This window comes from Pseudomonas juntendi, assembly GCF_021560075.1.
In the GTDB taxonomy this organism is placed as follows: Bacteria; Pseudomonadota; Gammaproteobacteria; order Pseudomonadales; family Pseudomonadaceae; genus Aquipseudomonas; species Aquipseudomonas juntendi.
The window spans coordinates 3,185,459-3,205,642 of the sequence record NZ_CP091088.1 but is presented as its reverse complement, the minus strand read 5'-3'; the positions used below and the strand labels follow the sequence as shown (position 1 = coordinate 3,205,642).

The following is a 20,184-nucleotide window of genomic DNA, read 5'->3' as shown; positions in this document are numbered from 1 at the left end:
TCATACCTGGAGTCGTTGCATGGATACCGTCTCGCTGGCCAAGCGCCGTTACACCACCAAAGCCTACGATGCCTCACGCCGTATTCCCCAGGCCACGGTCGATGCCTTGCTCGAGCAACTGCGCCACAGCCCGTCCTCGGTCAATTCCCAGCCCTGGCACTTCATCGTCGCCGACAGCGCCGAAGGCAAGGCCCGCCTGGCCAAGAGCACCTCGCAGGGCTACGCCTACAACACGCCGAAGCTGCTCGATGCTTCGCACGTGATCGTGTTCTGCACCCGTACCGAAATGACTGAAGCGCACCTGGACAGCGTGCTGGACCAGGAGGCCGCCGACGGGCGCTTCCGGGACGACCAGGCGCGCGCGGCGCAAAACCAGAGCCGCCGTCACTACGTTGACCTGCACCGCTTCGATCTGAAGGACGTGCAGCACTGGATGGAGAAACAGACCTACCTGGCCCTGGGCACGGCGTTGCTGGGTGCTGCGGCGCTGGGGCTGGACGCCACGCCCATTGAAGGTTTCGACAGCAAGCTGCTGGATGCCGAACTGGGCTTGCGCGAGCGGGGGTTCACCAGCGTGGTGATGCTCTGCCTGGGCTATCGCAGTGAGGCCGACTTCAATGCCGGCCTGGGCAAGTCGCGCTTGCCGGCAGCACAGGTATTCACCTTCCTGTAAGCGCGGCTGCCGGGTAATGCCCGTCAGTCAAGCCCTGGTGGCAGCCATTGGGCTGCTTTGCAGCCCATCGCCGGCAAGCCAGCCCACAGGGGGCGCATCAGGGCTGATAGGTGGTTGTCACAAGATATGCAGCGCCTGTGAGATCGAGCGCCGCCCGCGCGGCGCATCGCGAGCTGCGCTCGCTCCTACGTTTGTTTCGGGCCAATTATTCCTGTGGGATTTGCGCGCGAACGCCTTGGCGCATGCCTCAAAATCGCGTCGTACGAACAAGGCGGCCGCGCGCATCTGGCACAGGGGTTACTGGCCCGAAATAAATGTAGGAGCGAGCGCAGCTCGCGATGCGCCGCGCGGGCGGCGCTCGATCGCACAGACGCTGAAGATGCTGCGGCTACCCTTGCCAGGAACCATAGAATCTCCCACAGGGCCCGCGCAAGAGGCGGGTTACCACAAGGCTGCCGAGGCCGCAGCCAGTACCCTGGCAAACACCTCCAGCGCCTTGTCGACTTCGGCGTCGGTGCTGAAACGGCCGATGCTAAGGCGCACGCTGTTGCGCGCCTGGTGCTCATTCAGCCCCAGCGCCAGCAGCACGTGGGACGCCATGTTGCTGCCCGAGTTGCACGCCGAGGTGGTGGACAACGCCAGTTCGCTCGCCAGCGCCGCACTGTTGAAGCCCGGGCTGTCGATGCACAGGTTCAGGGTGTGCGGGATGCGTTGTGTGGCGCAGCCATTGAGGCTGACCCCGGACAACTTCAGCAAGCCTTCCTGCAGCCGCGTGGCCAGCTGTGCTAGGCGCAGGTACTCGCTGTCGCCGGGCTGCCCGGCCAGGGCGAACGCACTGCCCATGCCGGCAATCTGATGGGTGGCCAAGGTCCCGGAACGCAGGCCCTGTTCATGGCCACCGCCGTGGATCTGTGCGCGCAGTACCGGGCGCGCGCGAGGCCCGACGTACAGGGCGCCGATGCCTTTGGGCCCATAGACCTTGTGCGCCGAGAACGACATCAGGTCGACAGCCATCGCGCGCAGGTCGATCGCCAGTTTGCCCACTGCCTGTGCGGCGTCCACGTGCAACAGGGCGCCATGCGCGCGAACGCACTCGCCAATGGCGGCAACGTCGGTGACCGTGCCCAATTCATTGTTGACGGCCATCAGCGATACCAGGCGGGTATCGGCGCGCAACGCGGCTTGTACCGCCGCGGGCTGGATCAGGCCACGGGCATCAGGTGCCAGGCGCGTGACCGCCCAGCCTTGGCGCTCCAGTTCGGCCACGGTGTCGAGTACGGCTTTGTGTTCCAGCAGGCTGGTGACCAGGTGCCCGGGGTGGTCGATGCCGTTGGCAACGCCTTTGAGTGCCAGGTTGTTCGACTCGGTGGCGCCAGAGGTCCATACCAGCGCTTCGGCCGGGGCCCCAATGCGCTCGGCCACTTGCTGGCGTGCCTGGTCCACCGCACTGCGGGCGGCCTGGCCGTAGGCATGGCCACTGGAGGCCGGGTTGCCGAAGTTGGCCTGGCGGCCGAGGCAGGCGAGCATGGTTTCGATGACCCGGTCATCGACCGGGGTAGTGGCGGCGTAATCGAAGTACAGCGGGGCGTTAGGCATCGAGGCATGTCCATGTCTGTCGCCGTGGGGTCGGCGATCGTTGGCATCAGCCTATCGTGTGGCCGAAAGATGCTTTTCGCTTCCCGCTGGGCTATTTGTGGCGTATTTGCATGCTTGTTCTATTTGATTGTCTTTTTGGAGAATATTTTTCTCGATTCATTCTTTCGCACAGCACACCGTGATACGCATCGACCGGTTTCAGCGCGCATTTCAGGCAGGTTCAAGCGCTTTTTCTTCGTCGGCTACCACACGTTGGCACAGCTCGGTGATCTGCTCGCGCATCCAACGGTTGGCCGGGTCCTGGTCGGTACTTTCGTGCCAGTACAGGTGGGTTTCCAGGGCCGGGACCTCCACCGGCAGCGGGTGGTAGCGCAGCTGATGACGGCGAGCGAAACGCTCCGGGACGGTCATTGCCATGTCGGTCTGCTGCAACACTTGCGAGGCCATCAGGTAGTGCTGCGAGCGCAGGGCGACCTTGCGTTGCACGCCCATCTTGCCCAAGGCCAGGTCGACATACCCCAGGCCGTTGCGGCGGCTGGAAATGTGGATATGGGTCATGCCCAGGTAGCTGTCGAGGGTCAGTTTGCTGTCCGCCAGCGGGTGGCTTTGGCGCAGGGCACAGACATAGCGGTCCTGCATCAACTTCACGTGGCGGACCTGGGGGTCGGTGTTCAACGGCGCGTCGATGGCGAAATCCAGGCGGCCTGCGGCCAGCTCCTTGGTGGTTTCACGGCGCTTGCACAGGAAACTCTCGATCAGCACCGCCGGCGCCAGGCGGCGCAGCCGCTGGAACAGGGGCGGCAGAATGACCGCTTCGGTCAGGTCGGTCATGCTGATACGGAAGGTTTTGTTGGCCTGTTGCGGGTTGAAAATGCGGCTTTCCTGTACTGAGGTGCGCAGCAGCGCCAGGGCGTTGCGCACCGGGCCGATGATGTTCTGCGCCATGGGCGTGGGCACCATGCCTTGCGCAGTGCGCACGAATAGCGGGTCGTTGAAAGTTTCGCGCAGGCGCGACAGGGCGTTGGACACCGCCGGCTGGGTGATGCCGACAATCTGCCCGGCGCGGGTGAGGTTGGCTTCGGTGTAGATCGCATCGAACACGATGAACAGGTTGAGGTCGACCTTGCTGAGGTTCATGGGCGCCGCTCTTTGTTGGAGTTATCTGTCGATCATATATCGGTTATGAATGTTCATACACGCTGAAAATAGACTAGGTGGATCGGGTTGCGCTGCTCTAGGCTCTGGCCATGTTCTTCGAACCGTGAAGGTAACCCCGATGGATTTCGCCTATTCGCCCAAGGTCCAGGCACTGCGCGAACGTGTCACCGCGTTCATGGATGCTTATGTCTACCCCGCCGAGGCGGTGTTTGATCGCCAGGTCGCCGAGGGTGACCGCTGGCAGCCCACCGCGATCATGGAAGAGCTCAAGGCCAAGGCCCGCGCTGAGGGGCTATGGAACCTGTTCCTGCCCGAGTCGGAGTACGGCGCTGGCCTGAGCAACCTGGAGTACGCGCCGCTGGCCGAAATCATGGGCCGCTCACTGCTCGGCCCGGAGCCGTTCAACTGTTCGGCCCCGGATACCGGCAACATGGAGGTGCTGGTGCGCTACGGCAGCCAGGCGCAGAAACGCCAGTGGCTGGAGCCGCTACTGCGGGGCGAGATTCGTTCCTCCTTCGCCATGACCGAACCGGATGTGGCTTCCTCGGACGCGACCAACATGGTCGCGACCGCGGTGCGTGACGGTGACGAGTGGGTGATCAATGGGCGCAAATGGTGGACGTCTGGTGCGTGCGACCCGCGCTGCAAGGTGATGATCTTCATGGGCCTCTCCAATCCGGAAAGCCCGCGTCACCAGCAGCACTCGATGGTATTGGTGCCAACCGATACGCCTGGTGTGAAGATTGTTCGCCCGCTGCCGGTATTCGGCTACGACGATGCCCCGCATGGCCACGCCGAGGTGCTGTTCGAGAACGTAAGGGTGCCTTACGAAAACGTGATCCTCGGCGAGGGCCGCGGCTTCGAGATCGCCCAGGGGCGCCTGGGCCCTGGGCGTATCCACCACTGCATGCGTTCTGTCGGCATGGCCGAACGGGCGCTGGAGCTGATGTGCAAGCGCTCGGTTGCGCGCACCGCCTTCGGCAAGCCTCTGGCACGCCTGGGGGGCAACGTCGACAAGATTGCCGATTCGCGCATGGAAATCGACATGGCCCGGCTACTCACGCTCAAAGCGGCGTACATGATGGACACGGTCGGCAACAAGGTCGCGCGCAGCGAGATCGCGCAGATCAAGGTGGTGGCGCCGAACGTGGCGCTGAAGGTGATCGACCGGGCGATCCAGCTGCATGGCGGGGCAGGGGTGAGCGGCGATTTCCCGCTGGCGTACATGTACGCCATGCAACGCACCCTGCGCCTGGCCGACGGGCCCGATGAAGTGCACCGGGCGGCGATCGGCAAGTATGAGATTGGCAAGTATGTGCCGGCAGAGATGTTGCGCAGCGGGCGGTGAGGCAGGCTGATTCTCGTCAGGCCTACTCTTTGTGGCCGGCATTGGCTTGGGGGGTACCGTGTGCCGGCGGCTGATCCACCACAGCCGGCTTCTGCCCCCGCGTCTTGAGCAGCGAAATCACCACCCCACCCAGCAACAGCCCGAACGTCACACCCAACGACAGCAACGCCGGCACCTTGCCGACCATGCCATGGTAGAAGATCTTGCAGCCGATGAAGATCAACACCAGCGCCAATGCGTACTTGAGGTATACGAACCGGTGCATCAGCGCCGACAACGCAAAGTACAGCGAGCGCAGGCCAAGAATGGCAAAGATGTTCGAGGTGTAGACAATGAACGGGTCCTGGGTGATGGCGAAGATCGCGGGTACGCTGTCCACTGCGAACACCAGGTCGGCCAGCTCGATCAGCACCAGTGCCAGGAACAGCGGCGTTGCATGGCGCAGGGCCTTGTTCTGCCCCGGGGGTGTCTGGCGGACAAAGAAGTGCGAGCCATGGATCTCGTCGGTCACCCGCAGGTGCCGGCGCACGAACTTGAGGATTGGGTTGTTGGCCAGGTCTGGATGGCTGTCTTCTTTGGCCAGCGCCATCTTCACCCCGGTGAACAGCAGGAAGGCCCCGAAGAGGTACAGCACCCAGGCGAAGTTCTGCACCAGTGCTGCGCCCACCCCGATCATGATCGCGCGCAGGATCACCACCCCGAGGATGCCCCAGAACAGCACGCGGTGCTGGTAACGGCGGGGGATGGCGAAATAGCTGAAAATCATGGCCATGACGAACACGTTGTCCATCGACAGTGATTGCTCGACCAGGAAGCCGGTGTAGAACTCCAGCGCCGATTGCGCGCCTAGCTGGAACCAGACCCAACCGCCGAACAGCACGCCGATGCTGAAGTAGCCGGAGTACAACAGCAGGCTCTCGCGCATGCCGATTTCACGTTCGTGACGGTGCAGTATGCCGAGGTCGAGTACCAGCAGGCCGATGACGATGGCCATGAACACCAGCCACAACCAGGTGCTGGTACCGAGGAACGGGGTGGTGAGAAACGCCTGTAGAGCTGTCATGAGCCCCTCCTTGAATGTCGACGTTGCGTGGCAACAGTGATCCGACATCACGGCGTGGCAGCCGTCAGAGGGGCCCGGTATCACATAGGGTTAAGGCTAGACCTGTTTGCCTGCGCTGCCGAATCCGGCGCTGTTACATTTGTTTGCCAGGCGGCCGTGAACAGCATCACCCTGTTGCTCAGTACACCCACACCTCCACACGCTGGTTGTGCAGCCGCCCTTGTTCACGTTCGTTGCCGGCCACAGGCAACTCAGCGCCCATGCCGGTCACCTGCAGCACTGCGACGCCGTTACGTGCCAACTGGCGGCGCACCGCCTGCGCCCGCAAGCGCGACAGCAGCGCAGCGCGGCCTGGGGTCAGCTTGGGGTCGCCGAAGCCAACCAGCACTGTCTTGCCTTGTAGCTTGCCGGCCTGGTGCAGGTAATCGGCCACCCGTTGCACATCACGCAGGGCCTTGTTGTCGAGGTTGGCGCTGCCTGCCTGAAAGCGAAAGTTCACGCTCAGCCGTTGTGCCTGCCTGGCCAGGTTGCGGTAGCGCGGCGGCATGCCTGCCTGTGGTGGCACTGGCAGGGCCTGTATCTGCTGCGAAACGAACCCTTGCTGGGCGACGATGGCCTGGCCTGCCGGGCTTTGGGCGAAGTCCGCCAAGGCTTTGGCGGGTGGTTTGGGGTTGGCCGGCAGATAGAAGTACAAGCGCCGTGACAGGGGGTAGTCCTCGCTGGCCACCAGGGCGCGCGCTGGCAGCATGGCCGGGGCGTCCCCTTCAGCCACCGCCAGCACCTTGGCCCCGTGAATGGCGGCCAGGCTACTGAAGCCAATGGCCTGGCGGTCGGTGCTCACCCCTGCGGCCAGTTCGTCACTGGATTCGAAGCGCCGGGCCTGGGCTGACAGTGCCGCGTGCTGTGGCGCCAGTACCAGTGCCTTGAAGGTTTCAAAGGTGCCGGAGCGGTCGTCACGGGCGTACAGGTGAATGGCCCCGCCGGAAATGCCCAATTCTTCCCAACGCTGGATCTGACCAGAGAAAACTTGCGCCAGTTGCCCTGTGCTGAGCTGCGGCAGCGGGTTGTCGGGGTGGACAATGACCGCCACACCATCCAGGGCAATGACTTGCTCGGAAGCGGCAGCACGCAGGTCGCCCAACGCTCGCAACTGGAGTACTTCGTTGTCGTTGATCGGCCGTGAGGCGGCGGCCAGGTCGGCCTCGCCCTCAACCAGGGCGGTGAAGCCGGTGCTGGAACCGTGGGCAGCGATGTCGATGCGTACCGGTTGGCCCTGCGTGTCGCGGGCCGTGATCACGGTTTCGTTGGGCAGCTTGCCGGCCTGGCGTTCGATCGCGCTGGCTTGCTGCGCACGGAGCTGGCCCTCCACCAGCGCCGGCAGCAGGGCTGCGCCAATGGTATTGGAGCCTTGCACACGCAAATGAACTGGTTCAGCCACGGTGGTCAGTGGTAGCACGGTGAGCAGTAGCACAAGCAGGCGCGGCATGCCGGGTGGCCCTGTGGCATAGAGTTGGCCGGCAGATTACGACAGGGGCGTGATGATAATGTGACAGTCAATGGGCTTGAGGCTGTCGAGGCTGCTGTGCAGCCCATCGGCGGCAAGCCGGCTCCCACACCGATAGCAATGTTCTCAAGACCTGTGCTGTACGTTGTGGGAGATTCTATGGTTTCTGGCAAAGGTAGCCGCAGCATCTTCAGCGCCTGTCAGCCCTGATGCGATCCCTGTGGGAGCCGGCTTGCCGGCGATGGGCCGCAAGCCGGCCTTGGCGGTCTCAATGCGCGCCGGCCGATTTGCTCAGGTCGCTCTCGGCCCATTCGGTGTAGATGCAGGCATCTGCCACTGCCCAGCGCACCTTCACGCTGTCCCCTGGCTGCATCGGCATACCCGCTGCAGACAGTGCCTTGACCGTCAGTTCGGTACCACCAGCAGTGACCACATGGCAGGTTTGGCTTTCCCCCAGGAACAGTACCTCGCCAACCTTGGCGCTGACCTCGTTCCAGCCTGCCGGCAGCGGCTGGCGCGCGGCTTGTTCGGCAGTCAGGGCCAGGGCTTTTTCCGGGCGGACCATGATCAGCGCATCCTGCGAGGCTGCCAGCCCCGGGGTCAGGCGGATGGCCACCGGCTGGCCTTCGAAGCTGGCTGCGCCGTTGCTGCTGGCCTTGATCCGCGGAAGTTGGAGTTGCCCAGGAACGATGCCACAAACGCATTCGGCGGGTTCTGGTACAGGTCGTAGCCGGTGCCCAGGCCAACGATCTTGCCGTGGCTGAAAATGGCAATGCGCTGCGACAGGCGCATGGCCTCTTCCTGGTCGTGGGTCACGTAGACAATGGTGATGCCGAGGCGGCGGTGCAGCTGACGCAGCTCGTCCTGCAGGTCTTCACGCAGCTTCTTGTCCAAGGCCCCGAGCGGCTCGTCCATCAGCAGAATGCGTGGCTCGTACACCAACGCGCGGGCAATCGCCACACGTTGCTGCTGGCCGCCGGACATCTGCGACGGCTTGCGTTGGGCGAACTGTTCCAGTTGCACCAGCTTGAGCATGGCATCGACGCGCTTGCTGGTTTCGCCCGCATTGAGTTTGCGAATGGCCAGCGGAAAGGCGATGTTGTCGCGCACGTTCAGGTGCGGGAACAACGAGTAACGCTGGAACACCATGCCGATATCACGCTTGTGCGGCGGCACGTTGACCAGCGACTGGCCGTCGACCAGAATCTCGCCGCTGCTCGGCGTTTCGAAACCGGCCAGCATCGACAGGGTGGTGGACTTGCCCGAGCCACTGGAGCCGAGAAAGGTCAGAAACTCGCCTTCCTGGATCTCCAGGTCTAGGTTGTCCACGGCGGTGAAGTCGCCGTAGTGCTTGTTCAGGCCACGCAGGCTGACCAGGGTCTTGCCGTGCGCGTTGTCTTTGATCACTGCACTCATTGTTGTTATCTCCGCGCTCAGGCGTTTTCGGTGCGCCGGCGCAAGGCGGCGGCAATGAACATGACCAGCAGCGAAAGGCCGATCAGCAAGGTCGAGGCCACGGCGATCACCGGGCTCAGGTCCTGGCGCAGGGTGGTCCACATCTTCACTGGCAAGGTCTGCAAGTCGGGGCTGGCCATCATCACGCTCAGTACCACTTCATCCCAGGACACCAGGAAGGCGAACAGGCCCCCGGCAATCATCCCCGGGCGAATGGCCGGGAAGGTGACATTGAAGATCGCCTGCAGGCGCGACGCGCCGCAGATCACGGCGGCATCCTCGATCGACTGGTCGAACAGCTTCAGCGAGTTGATGATCGAAATGATGGTGAAGGGCAGGGCGACGATCACATGGCTGACCACGAACGCGAACAGCGTGCCGGTATAGCCCAGCTTGAGGAACAGCGCGTACACCGCCACCGCAATGATCACCAGCGGCACGATCATTGGCATGGTGAACAGCCCGTACAGCAGTTCACGGCCCGGGAAGCGGCCACGCACCAGGGCGAACGCGCTGGGTAACCCCAGCAGCACCGCTGCAACGGTGGTCAGCACGGCCACCTTGAAGCTGGCCAGTGCAGCCTCCATCCACTCGGGGTTGGAAAAGAACTGGCCGTACCACTTGAGGGTCCAGCCGGGCGGCGGGAAGACCAGCCACTGCGACGACCCGAACGACAGCAACACGATGAACACTACCGGCAGCAGCAGGAAGGCTGCGATCACCCCGGTGGTCAGGTACAGGCCTGTGCGCAGCGGGCGGCCCATGGCATTGGGGGAAAGGAGCATGGCGGTTTACCTCGGGTTGCCAACCGGGGACTCCGGCTGCAGCTTCAGGTACAGGTAGAAGAGCACCAGGGTGATCAACACCAGCAGTGCGGCGGCGGCGCTGGCCAAGCCCCAGTTGAGGAACGACTGCACCTGCTGGATGATGAATTCCGGCAGCATCATGTTCTGCGCCCCGCCCAGCAGTGCCGGGGTGACGTAGTAACCGAGCGACATCACGAACACCATCAGCGCCCCGGAAAACAGCCCCGAGCGGCACAGTGGCAGGAACACCTTCCAGAAGTTGGTCCACGGGCTGGCGCCACAGATCGAGCCTGCCTGCAGCACCATCGGGTCGATGGCGTGCATGGTCGCCTGCAGCGGCAGCACGATGAACGGGATCATGATGTAGCTCATGCCGATCACTACACCGGTCAGGTTATGCACCATCTCCAGCGGGGCATCGATGATGCCCATGGCCATCAACGCCTTGTTGATTACCCCCGAACTCTGCAGCAGCACCAGCCACGAGTAGGTGCGTGCCAGCAGGCTGGTCCACATCGACAGCAGCACGATGTTCAGCAGCCAGCGGCCCCAGCCTTTGGGCACCAGGGTGATGGCCCACGCCAGCGGGAACCCGAGCAGCACGCTGATCAGGGTGACCACACCGGCCACCGAGAAGGTGTTGAACAGCACCCGTGCGTAAGCCGAGTTGGCGAACAGCTGCTCGTAGTTGCCCAGCCCGGGCGTTGGCTCCAGTACCCCGCGCAGCAACAGGCCGATCAGCGGGGCGAAAAAGAACAGACCCAGGAACAGCAAGGCCGGCAGCAGGTTGCGGCTGCCTTTCCAGCGCTGGCTCAGGCCCACGCGCCGCGGTACGGTGCCCGGAGCGCCGGCCCCCGTGGGGGCACCTTGGGCGTTATGCAGGGCGTTGATGGCGACTTTCATTTGACCAACCACTCATTCCAGCGCGCGGCGATGGCCTGGCCGTTCTTGGCCCAGTAGGCGAAGTCGAGGGTGACCTGGTCCTGGGCATGGGCGGTAGGCAGGTTGGGTGCAAGGTCCTTGTCCAGCTTGGCTACGCTGTCGACGTTGACCGGCGCGTAGGCGGTCTTGTTGGCGAACTCGGCCTGGCCTTCGGCGCTGCTGGCGTTGGCCAGGAACTTCATGGCCGCGTCCTTGTTCTTGGCGCCCTTGGGGATGACCAGGAAATCGGCCATGACCAGGTTCTGCTTCCAGCTCACACCCACCGGGGCACCGTCTTGCTGCAGGGCGTAGACGCGACCGTTCCAGAACTGGCCCAGCGCAGCTTCACCAGAGGCCAGCAATTGCTGCGACTGAGCGCCACCGCCCCACCAGACGATGTCTTTCTTGATGGTGTCGAGCTTATTGAAGGCGCGGTCCAGGTCCAGCGGGTAGAGCTTGTCGGGGGCTACACCGTCGGCCAGCAGGGCCAGTTCCAGCACGCCTGGGCTGGGCCATTTGTACAAGGCGCGTTTGCCAGGGTAGGTCTTGGTGTCGAACAGCGCGGCCCAGTCGACTGGCTTGTTGGCACCGAGCTTGCCTTCGTTGTAACCGAGCACGAAGGAGAAGAAGAACGAGCCGACACCGTGGTCGGACACAAAGCGTGGGTCGATCTTGTCGCGCTTGATCTGGGTGAAATCGAGGGGTTCGAGCAAGCCTTCGCTGGCGGCGCGCAGGGCAAAGTCGGCTTCCACGTCGACCACGTCCCATTGCACGTTACCGCTCTCGACCATGGCCTTGAGCTTGCCATAGTCGGTCGGGCCGTCCTGGACTACCTTGATGTCGGTCGCTTTGGTGAAGGGAACGGCCCACGCTTCTTTCTGGGCGTCCTGGGTGGTCCCGCCCCAGCTGACGAAGTTGAGGCTGTCGGCGGCTTGGGCGGCCTGACATGCCAGGGTCAGCAGGCTGGCAGACAGCACTGCGGTTACACGTTTGCTCAACAGCATGGTTACGCCCTCGTTGCTTTTGTTATTCGAGGCTGGGCTTGTGGTGCGCCCGCCAATAGTGTTCGGGGAGCAGCTAAAACAAAGTGTCGATGGCCATCTGGCGTTGTGGATGCCGGCCAGCAGACTTAAGGTCTACGGGATATCATATTATGGTATTCCAAACTTTTGGCAAGAGGTATGAGGCGACCGGCCATCACTCTGTCCTCTGCATGCTTGCGCGAACCTCTGTAGGCGCGACGCAAGGCCGCGCCTACAAGGCACTGCGTCAGTCCACCAGGCCTGGCTCAAAGGGAATGCTCTGCACCACCTCCAGCTCATAACCCGCCAGCCCCGCATATTTCAGCGGCGGCCCCAGGTGGCGCAGCTTGCCCACCCCCAGGTCCTGCAGAATCTGTGCTCCGGTGCCCACTTCCGAGTACACCTTGGACTGCCCGCGCTGGTAAGGCCGCACCGGTTGGGTCAGCTGTGGTACCCGCTCCAGCAATGCCTGCGAGGATTCATGGTTGGCCAGGACCACCACCACGCCGCTGCCTTCCTCGGCCACCTTCTGCAGTGCCGCCCACAGGGTCCAGTTGGCGGGGCCGGCGTACTCGGCACCAACCAGGTCGCGCAGGGGGTCGATCACATGCACCCTGACCAGGGTTGGCTGCTCGCGGCGGATGTCGCCCATTACCATGGCCATGTGCACGCCACCTTCGATGCGGTCTTCATAGGTGACCAGGCGGAAGGTGCCATGCACGGTCGGCAGCTCACGTTCGCCGATGCGCTTGATGGTCTGCTCGGTGCTCAGGCGGTAGTGGATCAGGTCGGCGATGGTGCCGATCTTGATGCCATGCCGTGCAGCGAACACCTCAAGGTCCGGGCGACGCGCCATGGTGCCGTCGTCGTTGAGCACTTCGACGATCACCGAGGCCGGGCTGAAGCCGGCCAGGCGCGCAAGGTCGCAACCCGCTTCGGTGTGGCCGGCGCGGGTCAGCACGCCGCCTTCGCGGGCACGCAGGGGGAATATATGGCCGGGTTGGACCAGGTCTTCGGGGCGGGCCGTGGGGGCCATGGCGGCGGCCACGGTACGTGCCCGGTCGGCGGCAGAGATGCCCGTAGTGACGCCCGTGGCAGCTTCGATCGACACGGTGAACGCGGTGCTGAACACACTGCCGTTGGCCGGTACCATCTGCTCCAGCCCCAGGCGTTGGCAGTGATCGTCGGTCAGGGTCAGGCAGATCAGGCCCCGTGCTTCGCGGGCCATGAAGTTGATGGCCTGGGCGTCGCAACGCTCGGCGGCGATCAGCAGGTCGCCTTTGTTTTCGCGGTCCTCGTCATCCACCAGCAGGACCATTTTGCCTTGCCGGTAGTCCTCGAGAAGTTCCTCGATGGTGTTGAAAGCCATGTTGCACGCTCGCTGTGGTGGTGTCATTTTTATGGTATACCATCATACACAAATGTCGACGAATCAGGAGGAAGTGCATGAAGGCCTATTGGATCGCCCATGTGGACGTGACCGACCCCGAGCAGTACCTGCAATACACCCAACGCGCCCCGGCTGCCTTCCAGGCGTTCGGTGGCCGCTTTCTGGCCCGTGGCGGGCGCAGCGAAGCGCTGGAAGGGCGGGCCACACCTCAGCGTAGCGTGGTGATCGAATTTGATTCCTACGCGCAGGCGGTGGCGTGTTACCGGTCTGAGCTGTACCAGGAGGCGTGCAGCCATCGCCAAGGGGTAGCGAAGGCCGAGGTGATCATCGTTGAAGGGGTGGGGCCGTGAGTGTTGGTTGATGCCCCTGACGCCGGCGAGCCGGCGATAGGGCCACTACTGGCAAAACAGAAGCTCAAGGCGCTTGCGTAACGTGCACGTTGTCGATGACCATGCGCGGATTTACGCCGTCTTCAACCATGTGAAGGTGCAGGATTTCAGGGCCGTTCACCGTTAGCTCATCGGACCCATAATGCATACCGTCACGGTCACTCAGCCGTTTGTGGTTGTCCGTAAAGGTGAGATCTCTGGTACATAGATCACTGCACCCCCAGTCGTAACTTACGCGGCGGGTACCTGTGCCAGGCAGCAGAATTTCGGTTGAACCGTCGAACGTAAGATGTTTTGCCTTTATGGCGCTTCCATCGCCGCTGTGCGAATCGTCGCTGATCCCACCCGTGCCATGTAGTTTGAATGTCGTTTGGTCAACCTTGAATTCCTTGCGGTCACCGACCTGCTCGGACTCGAAATCGACCTCCGAAGGCACGATGGGGCGACCTACCGCTTGGTCTTGCTCATCGTAGGTGAGCTGCATAACCTGATCCTTCGCCGTGGGCAGCTTGATTCGGATTACAGGCACCGCCTGGCCATACGCTGCGTGATACCGGAACTGGTCGAACTGCGCCAGCAAGCCAGCCTGCGTCTGACCCTCGACATAGAAAAATGCAAAAACAGGCAAGTCGGCGCCCACGCCGACTTGCCAGGCTGGGAGCAAAATCTCGTTGTAGCCCATCCACGCATCGGCGCTCAAACCTGCCCTGACTTTTAACGGCATCTCGAACCACCGGGCCTTCATGTTCGCGGGTGCTTCGCGAAGGTCCCATCCGCAGACTCTTGATTTTCTGATGTCATCTTCGCTGTACGTTGCCAACCACGCTTCGGCATCCTTCACGCCGACCTTCTGGCACGCATCCGTGGTGCTCTCAAACCCATCATGCGGGCCGCACCCCTGCGCGGTTTCGCGGTTGTCCGTGCCACCATCGATGGGGAAGGTGCACAGTACTTCGAGCTCGCGCAGCTTGCCGTGCGGGATGGCCTGCAGCGGCGGGAACAAAAAACCATTGAAGCGTTCCGCCGCCCTGCCGAAGTTGGTGTCGCGGCGCACCCAGGAAAACGCTATGGCGCCTTTATCCAAGTGCTTGCGGCTCGGGTCCCAAGGTAGCGATTCTGGGCTGAAACCGGTGGCACGCATTTCAAAACCGCTGCACAGGTAGCTGGGTTTGTCAGGCCCACCACAGTCTTCGGTGACCGAGTCGTACCAGACTTTCAGTTGCGTAACCGCCTGTTCACCCCGCTTGTTCAATTCGATCAACTGCTGTGACTTGGCTGTTGCGCTTGTGAGTGCCTGAGTCTGCGCGGGCGGACGGGCAGGCAGCACAGGGGACGTGTGCGACACGCAACCGATCAAACTTCCCAGGGTTAGAAGCGACAAGGCTATTCGTGTCCACATTGGCGAGCACCTTTTTCTGAGTGGAGCAGCACTGCCGCACGCATAGCTATCGTGGGCTTTGGTGCAATTTGCGCACAGGAAAAAAGTGGCGGCTACTGGCAGTTCTATCAGCATTCGGGCCAAGCCCAGGTGACCGAGCGCCAACATCTCGATTGGGCCTGGGCAGGTCTTCCGGTCATGGGCTCAGTTCAGGTGCGCTTTGAGTTCGGCGCCAGCCTGGCGCATTGCCGCCTTGACCGCCGGTACCTGGCTCAGCGGGTTGAGCAGCCCATAGTCATGGATCATGCCGTTGTAGCGCACCGAGGTCACCGGCACGCCGGCGGCATTCAGCTTGCGGGCATAGGCCTCACCTTCATCACGCAGCACGTCGAACTCGGCTGTTTGCACCAGCGCTGGCGGCAAGCCTTGCAACTGTTCAGTGGTAGCTCGCAGCGGCGCGGCGTAGATCTGTTCCCGCGCCTTGGCATCCGTGGTGTAGTTGTCCCAGAACCACTTCATCATGCCGGTGGTCAGGAAGTGCCCTTCGGCAAACTGTTTGTACGAAGCGGTTTCGAAGCTGGCGTCCGTCACCGGCCACAGCAACAGCTGGAAGCGCAGGGCCGGGGTGCCAGCTTCTTTGGCCTTCAGCGCCACGACCGCCGCCATGTTGCCACCGACGCTGTTGCCAGCCACGCCCAGGCGCTTGCCATCCACGCCGATCTGCTGGCCGTGCTCGGCCACCCAGCGGGTCGCGGCATAGGCCTGGTTGATCGCGGTTGGATAATGCGCCTCCGGCGACGGGGTGTAGTCGACATAGACCGCCACTGCCCCAGAGCCAACCACCAGGTCACGGATCAGCCGCTGGTGGGTCGGGAAGTCGCCGAGCACCCAGCCACCGCCATGGAAGAACATGAATACCGGCAACGCCCCTTTGACATTGGCCGGGCGAACCACCTGCAGCTTGATCGACTGGCCGTCGGCCTCGATGGTGCGTTCCTTCACCTCGATCCCGGAGAGGTCAACCTTGACCGAGGCCTGGGCGCCGGTCAGCACCGCGCGGGCATCTTTCGGGCTGAGTTGCTCCAGTGGCTTGCCGCCGCCTTGCTCCAGGGCTTCGAGGAAGGCCTGGGTGCGTTGCTCCACGCCTGGGCTTCCCGCTGCGAACGCGCTGGAAACGGACAGCGCCAGAAGCGAGGCGGTGAGTGTTTTGTGGACAATGTTCATGGGCGAATCCTTTTCTGTGCAAGTGTCGGGAATGGTCGTCTTGCCTGGCCTGCTGGGCCATCGCTGCGACCTGTGCGTAGATTAGGCAGGTGCGCTCGTGGGAAAAAGCCGCTATAAAGCGTTTTACTGTCACCAAGAGCGAGACAATGAACCCCTACGAAGACATGCGAATCTTTGCCCAGGTGATGGAGGCCGGCAGTTTCACCGCCGCTGCCGAGCGCCTGGGGATGTCCAAGCAATCGGTGAGCCGGCGCCTGATGCAACTCGAAGCGCGCCTGGGCGTGCGCCTGCTCAACCGCTCCACCCGGCGCCTGGATGCCACGCCGCTGGGCCAGCAGTACTACCAGTCGGCCATGCGCCTGCTGGGTGAAGTGCAGCAGGTGGAGCACGACATCAGCGGCCAGGCCCAGGCCTTGCGCGGCACCTTGCGCCTGAGCGCGCCATTGTCTTTCGCCATGGCGCACCTGGGCTGTTTGCTGACCGAGTTCCTGCAGTTGCATGCGCAGGTGGATGTGGAGGTGGACCTCAGTGACCGGGCGGTGGATCTGATCGGCGAAGGCTATGACCTGGCGTTGCGGATTGGCGCGCTGGAGGACTCCAGCCTGATCGCCCGGCGCATCGCCGATGTGCAGCGGGTGTACTGCGCGAGCCCGAGCTACCTGGCGGCGCGCGGTGTGCCGGCCAGGCCGGAGAACCTGGCCGGGCATGACTGCCTGCCCTATGGGCATTCGCGGCAGGTGCAGTGGCAGTTTCGGCAGGCTGGCAAGGCCCAGGCGATTCAGGTGGCCGGGCGCATGCGCGCGAACAATGGTGAAATCCTGAGGGACGCGGCGATTGCCGGCATGGGGGTGACTTACCTGCCGACCTTCATCGTAGGGCAAGCGCTGGCCGATGGGCGCCTGGTCACGGTGCTGGATGACTGGCGCCCGCCGGCATTGCAGCTGTCGGCAGTGTACCCGCAGCACCGGCAGGTGGCGCGGCCGGTGCAGGGGTTCGTGAACTTCCTGCGCGAGCGCTTGCTGCTGTTGTAAAGCCGGGGCACGGGCGATATGAAGACCGCTTCTACAAGCACCCGCAAAAACTGGCTATGCTTGGCCCATGACCAGCTCTCCACCGTTGCGCCAGCCTTGCCCCCCTGGCGCCTGCATTTGTGGTCGCGAACAACTGGCCGACCACCCGCAGACCGCCCAGCGCATACTCCTGCTGACCCGCCAGGAAGAAAAGCGCCTGCTCGACCGCCTGGAAAACCTGAAGGACCTTGAAGACCTGCAGCGGCTGCAACAACGCCTGTTCGACAATCTCGGCATTCGCGTGCACATCGCCCCGGGCTTCAATGAAGTGCGGACCATGCGCGGCATCGTCATCGAACTGGATAACCAGCCCGGGCTATGCCGCAAGACCCGGCAGGCGATCCCGGCGGCGATTCGGCGCGGGCTGGAGCGCAATCCCGAGGTTGCGTTCCGCCTGCTCGATACCCACGACCTGCTGCGCGATGCATGAGATGAAGTTAATTTTCCGCCGCCTTGCTACGTCTACTTGAAAGCCCCCTGCGCCAGTGCGTGCAGCGGTTTTCATCATTCAAGGAGGCAGGCAATGACTTCTGTATTCGACCGCGAAGATATCCAGTTCCAAGTAGTGGTCAACCATGAAGAGCAATACTCGATCTGGCCCGACTACAAAGCCATCCCCAACGGCTGGCGTGCAGTGGGCAAAAGCGGCCTGAAAAAGGAATGCCTGGCGTATATCGACGAGGTGTGGACCGACATGCGCCCCCTCAGCCTGCGCCAGAAAATGGCCGAAGCCGCCCCCCAGTGACCGCACTGAACCTGCTGTGCCTGCCGTACTCGGGGGCCAGCGCCATGGTCTACAGCCGCTGGCGGCGCAAGCTGCCGTCGTGGGTGCAGGTGCGCCCGGTGGAACTGCCCGGGCGTGGCGCCCGCATGGCCGAGCCGCTGCACACCGACATGCAGGCGCTGGCCCGGCAACTGGCCAGCGAGCAGCGCCTGGCCGCCAATGCACCCTACGCGTTGCTGGGCCACAGCCTGGGTGCCTTGCTGGCCTTCGAGCTGGCGCATGAGCTGCAAGCGCTGGGCTGCCCGGCGCCGCTGGCGTTGTTTGCCTGCGGCACGGCGGCCCCGACCCGGCGCGAAGATTACGATGGCAGGCACTGGCGCGAGCCAAAAACCGACGCCGAGCTGATCAGCGAGCTGCGTGAGCTGCAAGGTACGCCCGAGGAAGTGCTGGCCAATGCCGAGTTGATGAGCCTGACCTTGCCGACACTGCGCGCCGATTTCCTGCTGTGCGGCACCTACGCCTACCGTCAGCGGCCGGCCCTGAGCTGCCCGCTGCATGTGCTGGCCGGCACTGATGACCGGGCCAATGACGAGCAACTGCGGGCCTGGGGCAAAGAAACCAACGGCGAGTTTTCGCTGCAGATGTTCCCCGGCGGGCACTTCTTCATCCACGAGCATGAAGACCGTGTGCTCGACGCCCTCACTGCCTCGCTGCAACCGTTGCGCCTGTCCGCCTGATTGACGTCACCGCTTGCCTGGGGGAGGCTAGACCTTTTCCCAGGCAAGGGGCAGAGCATGCTGATCGATCCACACAAGGCCACGCTGCTGGTCGTCGACATCCAGGAAAAGCTCATCGGCGCCATGAGCGACGCCGAAGGCACCCGGGCGCGGGCCCGCTGGCTGCTGGCGGCGACCGCCGAGCTGGAGCTGCCGGTGGTGATTTCCGAACAGTACCCCAAGGGTCTGGGCCACACCCTGGCCGAGTTGCTGGCGGTGGCACCGGCCGCCCAGGTGGTGGAGAAAAGCCATTTTTCCTGCGTTGCCGCCCAATGCTTGCCCGACAGCCTGATGGCCCGTGAACAGGTGATCGTGTGTGGCATGGAAACCCATGTCTGCGTGCTGCAGACCGTGCTCGGCCTGCTGGCGCTGGGCAAGCAGGTGTTCGTGGTCGAAGATGCCTGTGACAGCCGTACGGCGGCCAGCAAGGCGGCGGGCCTGGCGCGCATGCGCGAAGCCGGTGCGCAGGTCGTGACCCGGGAAATGGTGCTGTTCGAACTGATGGGGAGTGCAGCGCATCCGTTGTTCCGCCATATCAGCAAGACCTACCTGGTCGGTGAACAGCCCTGAACGGCCGGTTATGGGCGGCAGGCATGATGGCCCTTGCACTGCTGCAAGGTTGCGCCGGGCGCCGCGAAGAGGTGCCCGCAGCGGACCCGGCCGAGGTTCGCGCCCAACTGCTGCGGTTGCTGCCCACGCAAGCCCGCGACCGCGAGGGCTGGGCCAAGGACATCCAGGTGGCCTTCGAGGCCCAGCGCATCCCCCCCAGCAAGAGCAACCTGTGTGCCGTGTTGGCGGTCACCGAGCAGGAGTCGACCTTCACTGCCGACCCACAGGTGCCCAACCTGGGGCGTATCGCCCGTGAAGAAATCGACCGCCGCGCCGCGCGCCTGCACATCCCCAGGCTGCTGATCGATGGTGCGTTGAAAACGCCGTCTGGCAACGGCCAAAGCTACCAGCAGCGGCTACAGGCAGTGCGCAGCGAGAAACAGTTGAGCGAACTGTACGACGAGGTCATTGCCCGGCTCCCGTTGGGCAGGACCTTGCTTGGCGGGCTGAACCCGGTGCATACCGGCGGGCCCATGCAGGTCAGCATCGACTTTGCCGAACAGCATGCGCAGGGGTACCCCTACAGCCATGACGGCAGCATTCGCCAGGAGGTGTTCACCCGGCGCGGTGGCATGTACTTCGGTATCGCCCACTTGTTGGGTTACCCAGCCAGCTACGAACGCCCGCTCTACCGCTTCGCCGATTTCAATGCCGGCTGGTACGCCAGCCGCAATGCGGCGTTTCAAGCGGCGCTGAGCAAGGTCACGGGTGTGCGCCTGGCGCTGGACGGCGACCTGATCGCACCGGGGTCGATCATGCCGGGCGCGACCGAAACGGCGGCGCGCAAAGTGGGCGGGAAGCTGGGGCTGCGCAACCCGCAGATTCGCCGCCAACTGGAGGACGGCGACAGCCTGGCGTTCGAGGACAGCAAGCTGTACGCCGGGGTATTTGCCCTGGCCGACGCGGCCGCTGGCAAGCCGCTCCCGCGAGCGGTGCTGCCGGGGATCGAACTGAAGAGCCCGAAGATTACCCGCAAGCTGACCACGGCGTGGTTTGCAGGGCGGGTGGACGAGCGTTACCAACGGTGCATGAAGCGCTAGCGCCCAGGTGAACTGTCAATGTCGCCCCTGCCGAGGCG

Annotated in this window: 19 protein-coding genes and 1 pseudogene; 9 read left to right on the top strand and 11 right to left on the bottom strand. The window is 63.5% G+C overall.

The annotated features are described in order from the left end of the window. The first annotated feature begins 19 nt into the window (after positions 1-19). A complete protein-coding gene (locus tag L1P09_RS14880; protein WP_029884991.1) occupies positions 20-673 on the top strand; it encodes an oxygen-insensitive NAD(P)H-dependent nitroreductase NfsB in 654 nt (217 codons plus the stop codon). Positions 674-1,114: 441 nt separating this feature from the next. Here L1P09_RS14880 and L1P09_RS14875 read toward each other — a convergent pair whose 3' ends face one another. Together L1P09_RS14875 and L1P09_RS14870 are read right to left on the bottom strand one after the other, a co-directional pair. Beyond that, positions 1,115-2,269, bottom strand: coding sequence for a cysteine desulfurase family protein (locus L1P09_RS14875; RefSeq protein WP_054905037.1), 1,155 nt, complete (start codon positions 2,267-2,269; stop codon positions 1,115-1,117). Between the two features lie 210 nt (positions 2,270-2,479). Continuing rightward, complete coding sequence (locus L1P09_RS14870) at positions 2,480-3,406, bottom strand: LysR family transcriptional regulator (protein WP_029887304.1); 927 nt, start codon at positions 3,404-3,406, stop codon at positions 2,480-2,482. Positions 3,407-3,545: 139 nt separating this feature from the next. Between L1P09_RS14870 and L1P09_RS14865 the strand changes: the two genes are divergently transcribed. Further along, complete coding sequence (locus tag L1P09_RS14865; RefSeq protein ID WP_029887303.1) at positions 3,546-4,775, top strand: acyl-CoA dehydrogenase; 1,230 nt, start codon at positions 3,546-3,548, stop codon at positions 4,773-4,775. A 22-nt stretch (positions 4,776-4,797) separates the two neighbouring features. On the opposite strand, the gene L1P09_RS14860 is transcribed toward L1P09_RS14865, so the two are convergent. The 7 genes and pseudogenes from L1P09_RS14860 to ribBA all read right to left on the bottom strand — a co-directional run bounded on the left by L1P09_RS14860 (position 4,798) and on the right by ribBA (position 12,915). Next, entirely contained in the window at positions 4,798-5,838 is a 1,041-nt protein-coding gene (locus L1P09_RS14860) for a TerC family protein (protein ID WP_154211002.1), read from the bottom strand. A gap of 178 nt (positions 5,839-6,016) precedes the next feature. Beyond that, positions 6,017-7,324, bottom strand: coding sequence for a substrate-binding domain-containing protein (locus L1P09_RS14855; protein WP_054905038.1), 1,308 nt, complete (start codon positions 7,322-7,324; stop codon positions 6,017-6,019). Between the two features lie 286 nt (positions 7,325-7,610). Next, positions 7,611-8,758: pseudogene (locus tag L1P09_RS14850) on the bottom strand (ABC transporter ATP-binding protein). A gap of 17 nt (positions 8,759-8,775) precedes the next feature. Further along, entirely contained in the window at positions 8,776-9,582 is an 807-nt protein-coding gene (locus L1P09_RS14845) for an ABC transporter permease (protein WP_054905040.1), read from the bottom strand. Positions 9,583-9,588: 6 nt separating this feature from the next. After that, positions 9,589-10,506, bottom strand: a complete 918-nt coding sequence (locus tag L1P09_RS14840) for an ABC transporter permease (RefSeq protein WP_009686435.1) — start codon at positions 10,504-10,506, stop codon at positions 9,589-9,591. After that, a complete protein-coding gene (locus tag L1P09_RS14835; RefSeq protein ID WP_054905041.1) occupies positions 10,503-11,528 on the bottom strand; it encodes an ABC transporter substrate-binding protein in 1,026 nt (341 codons plus the stop codon). The genes L1P09_RS14840 and L1P09_RS14835 overlap by 4 nt, the downstream gene beginning before the upstream one ends. 265 nt (positions 11,529-11,793) lie before the next feature. After that, positions 11,794-12,915, bottom strand: coding sequence for a bifunctional 3,4-dihydroxy-2-butanone-4-phosphate synthase/GTP cyclohydrolase II (gene ribBA / locus L1P09_RS14830; RefSeq protein WP_235767787.1), 1,122 nt, complete (start codon positions 12,913-12,915; stop codon positions 11,794-11,796). A 77-nt stretch (positions 12,916-12,992) separates the two neighbouring features. On the opposite strand from ribBA, the gene L1P09_RS14825 reads away from it, so the two are divergent. After that, positions 12,993-13,286, top strand: coding sequence for a DUF1330 domain-containing protein (locus L1P09_RS14825; protein ID WP_054905043.1), 294 nt, complete (start codon positions 12,993-12,995; stop codon positions 13,284-13,286). Between the two features lie 64 nt (positions 13,287-13,350). Here L1P09_RS14825 and L1P09_RS14820 read toward each other — a convergent pair whose 3' ends face one another. Further along, entirely contained in the window at positions 13,351-14,586 is a 1,236-nt protein-coding gene (locus tag L1P09_RS14820) for a hypothetical protein (protein WP_232892157.1), read from the bottom strand. Positions 14,587-14,907: 321 nt separating this feature from the next. Then, positions 14,908-15,927 (bottom strand): alpha/beta hydrolase, encoded by a 1,020-nt coding sequence (locus L1P09_RS14815; RefSeq protein ID WP_029887295.1) that lies wholly within the window; start codon positions 15,925-15,927, stop codon positions 14,908-14,910. A gap of 146 nt (positions 15,928-16,073) precedes the next feature. Here L1P09_RS14815 and L1P09_RS14810 point away from each other — a divergent pair, with 146 nt between their 5' ends. From L1P09_RS14810 to L1P09_RS14785, 6 genes are all read left to right on the top strand, one after another. Beyond that, on the top strand, positions 16,074-16,958 hold the full coding sequence (locus tag L1P09_RS14810) for a LysR family transcriptional regulator (protein WP_192440266.1): 885 nt from the start codon (positions 16,074-16,076) through the stop codon (positions 16,956-16,958). A gap of 67 nt (positions 16,959-17,025) precedes the next feature. Beyond that, on the top strand, positions 17,026-17,427 hold the full coding sequence (locus L1P09_RS14805; protein ID WP_054905046.1) for a hypothetical protein: 402 nt from the start codon (positions 17,026-17,028) through the stop codon (positions 17,425-17,427). A 93-nt stretch (positions 17,428-17,520) separates the two neighbouring features. Further along, positions 17,521-17,742, top strand: a complete 222-nt coding sequence (locus L1P09_RS14800; protein ID WP_009686443.1) for an MbtH family protein — start codon at positions 17,521-17,523, stop codon at positions 17,740-17,742. After that, a complete protein-coding gene (locus L1P09_RS14795) occupies positions 17,739-18,458 on the top strand; it encodes a thioesterase II family protein (protein ID WP_192440265.1) in 720 nt (239 codons plus the stop codon). The genes L1P09_RS14800 and L1P09_RS14795 overlap by 4 nt, the downstream gene beginning before the upstream one ends. 57 nt (positions 18,459-18,515) lie before the next feature. Next, a complete protein-coding gene (locus L1P09_RS14790) occupies positions 18,516-19,067 on the top strand; it encodes a hydrolase (protein WP_054905048.1) in 552 nt (183 codons plus the stop codon). Between the two features lie 23 nt (positions 19,068-19,090). Further along, entirely contained in the window at positions 19,091-20,146 is a 1,056-nt protein-coding gene (locus tag L1P09_RS14785; protein WP_290129209.1) for a DUF1615 domain-containing protein, read from the top strand. Positions 20,147-20,184 lie beyond the last annotated feature (38 nt).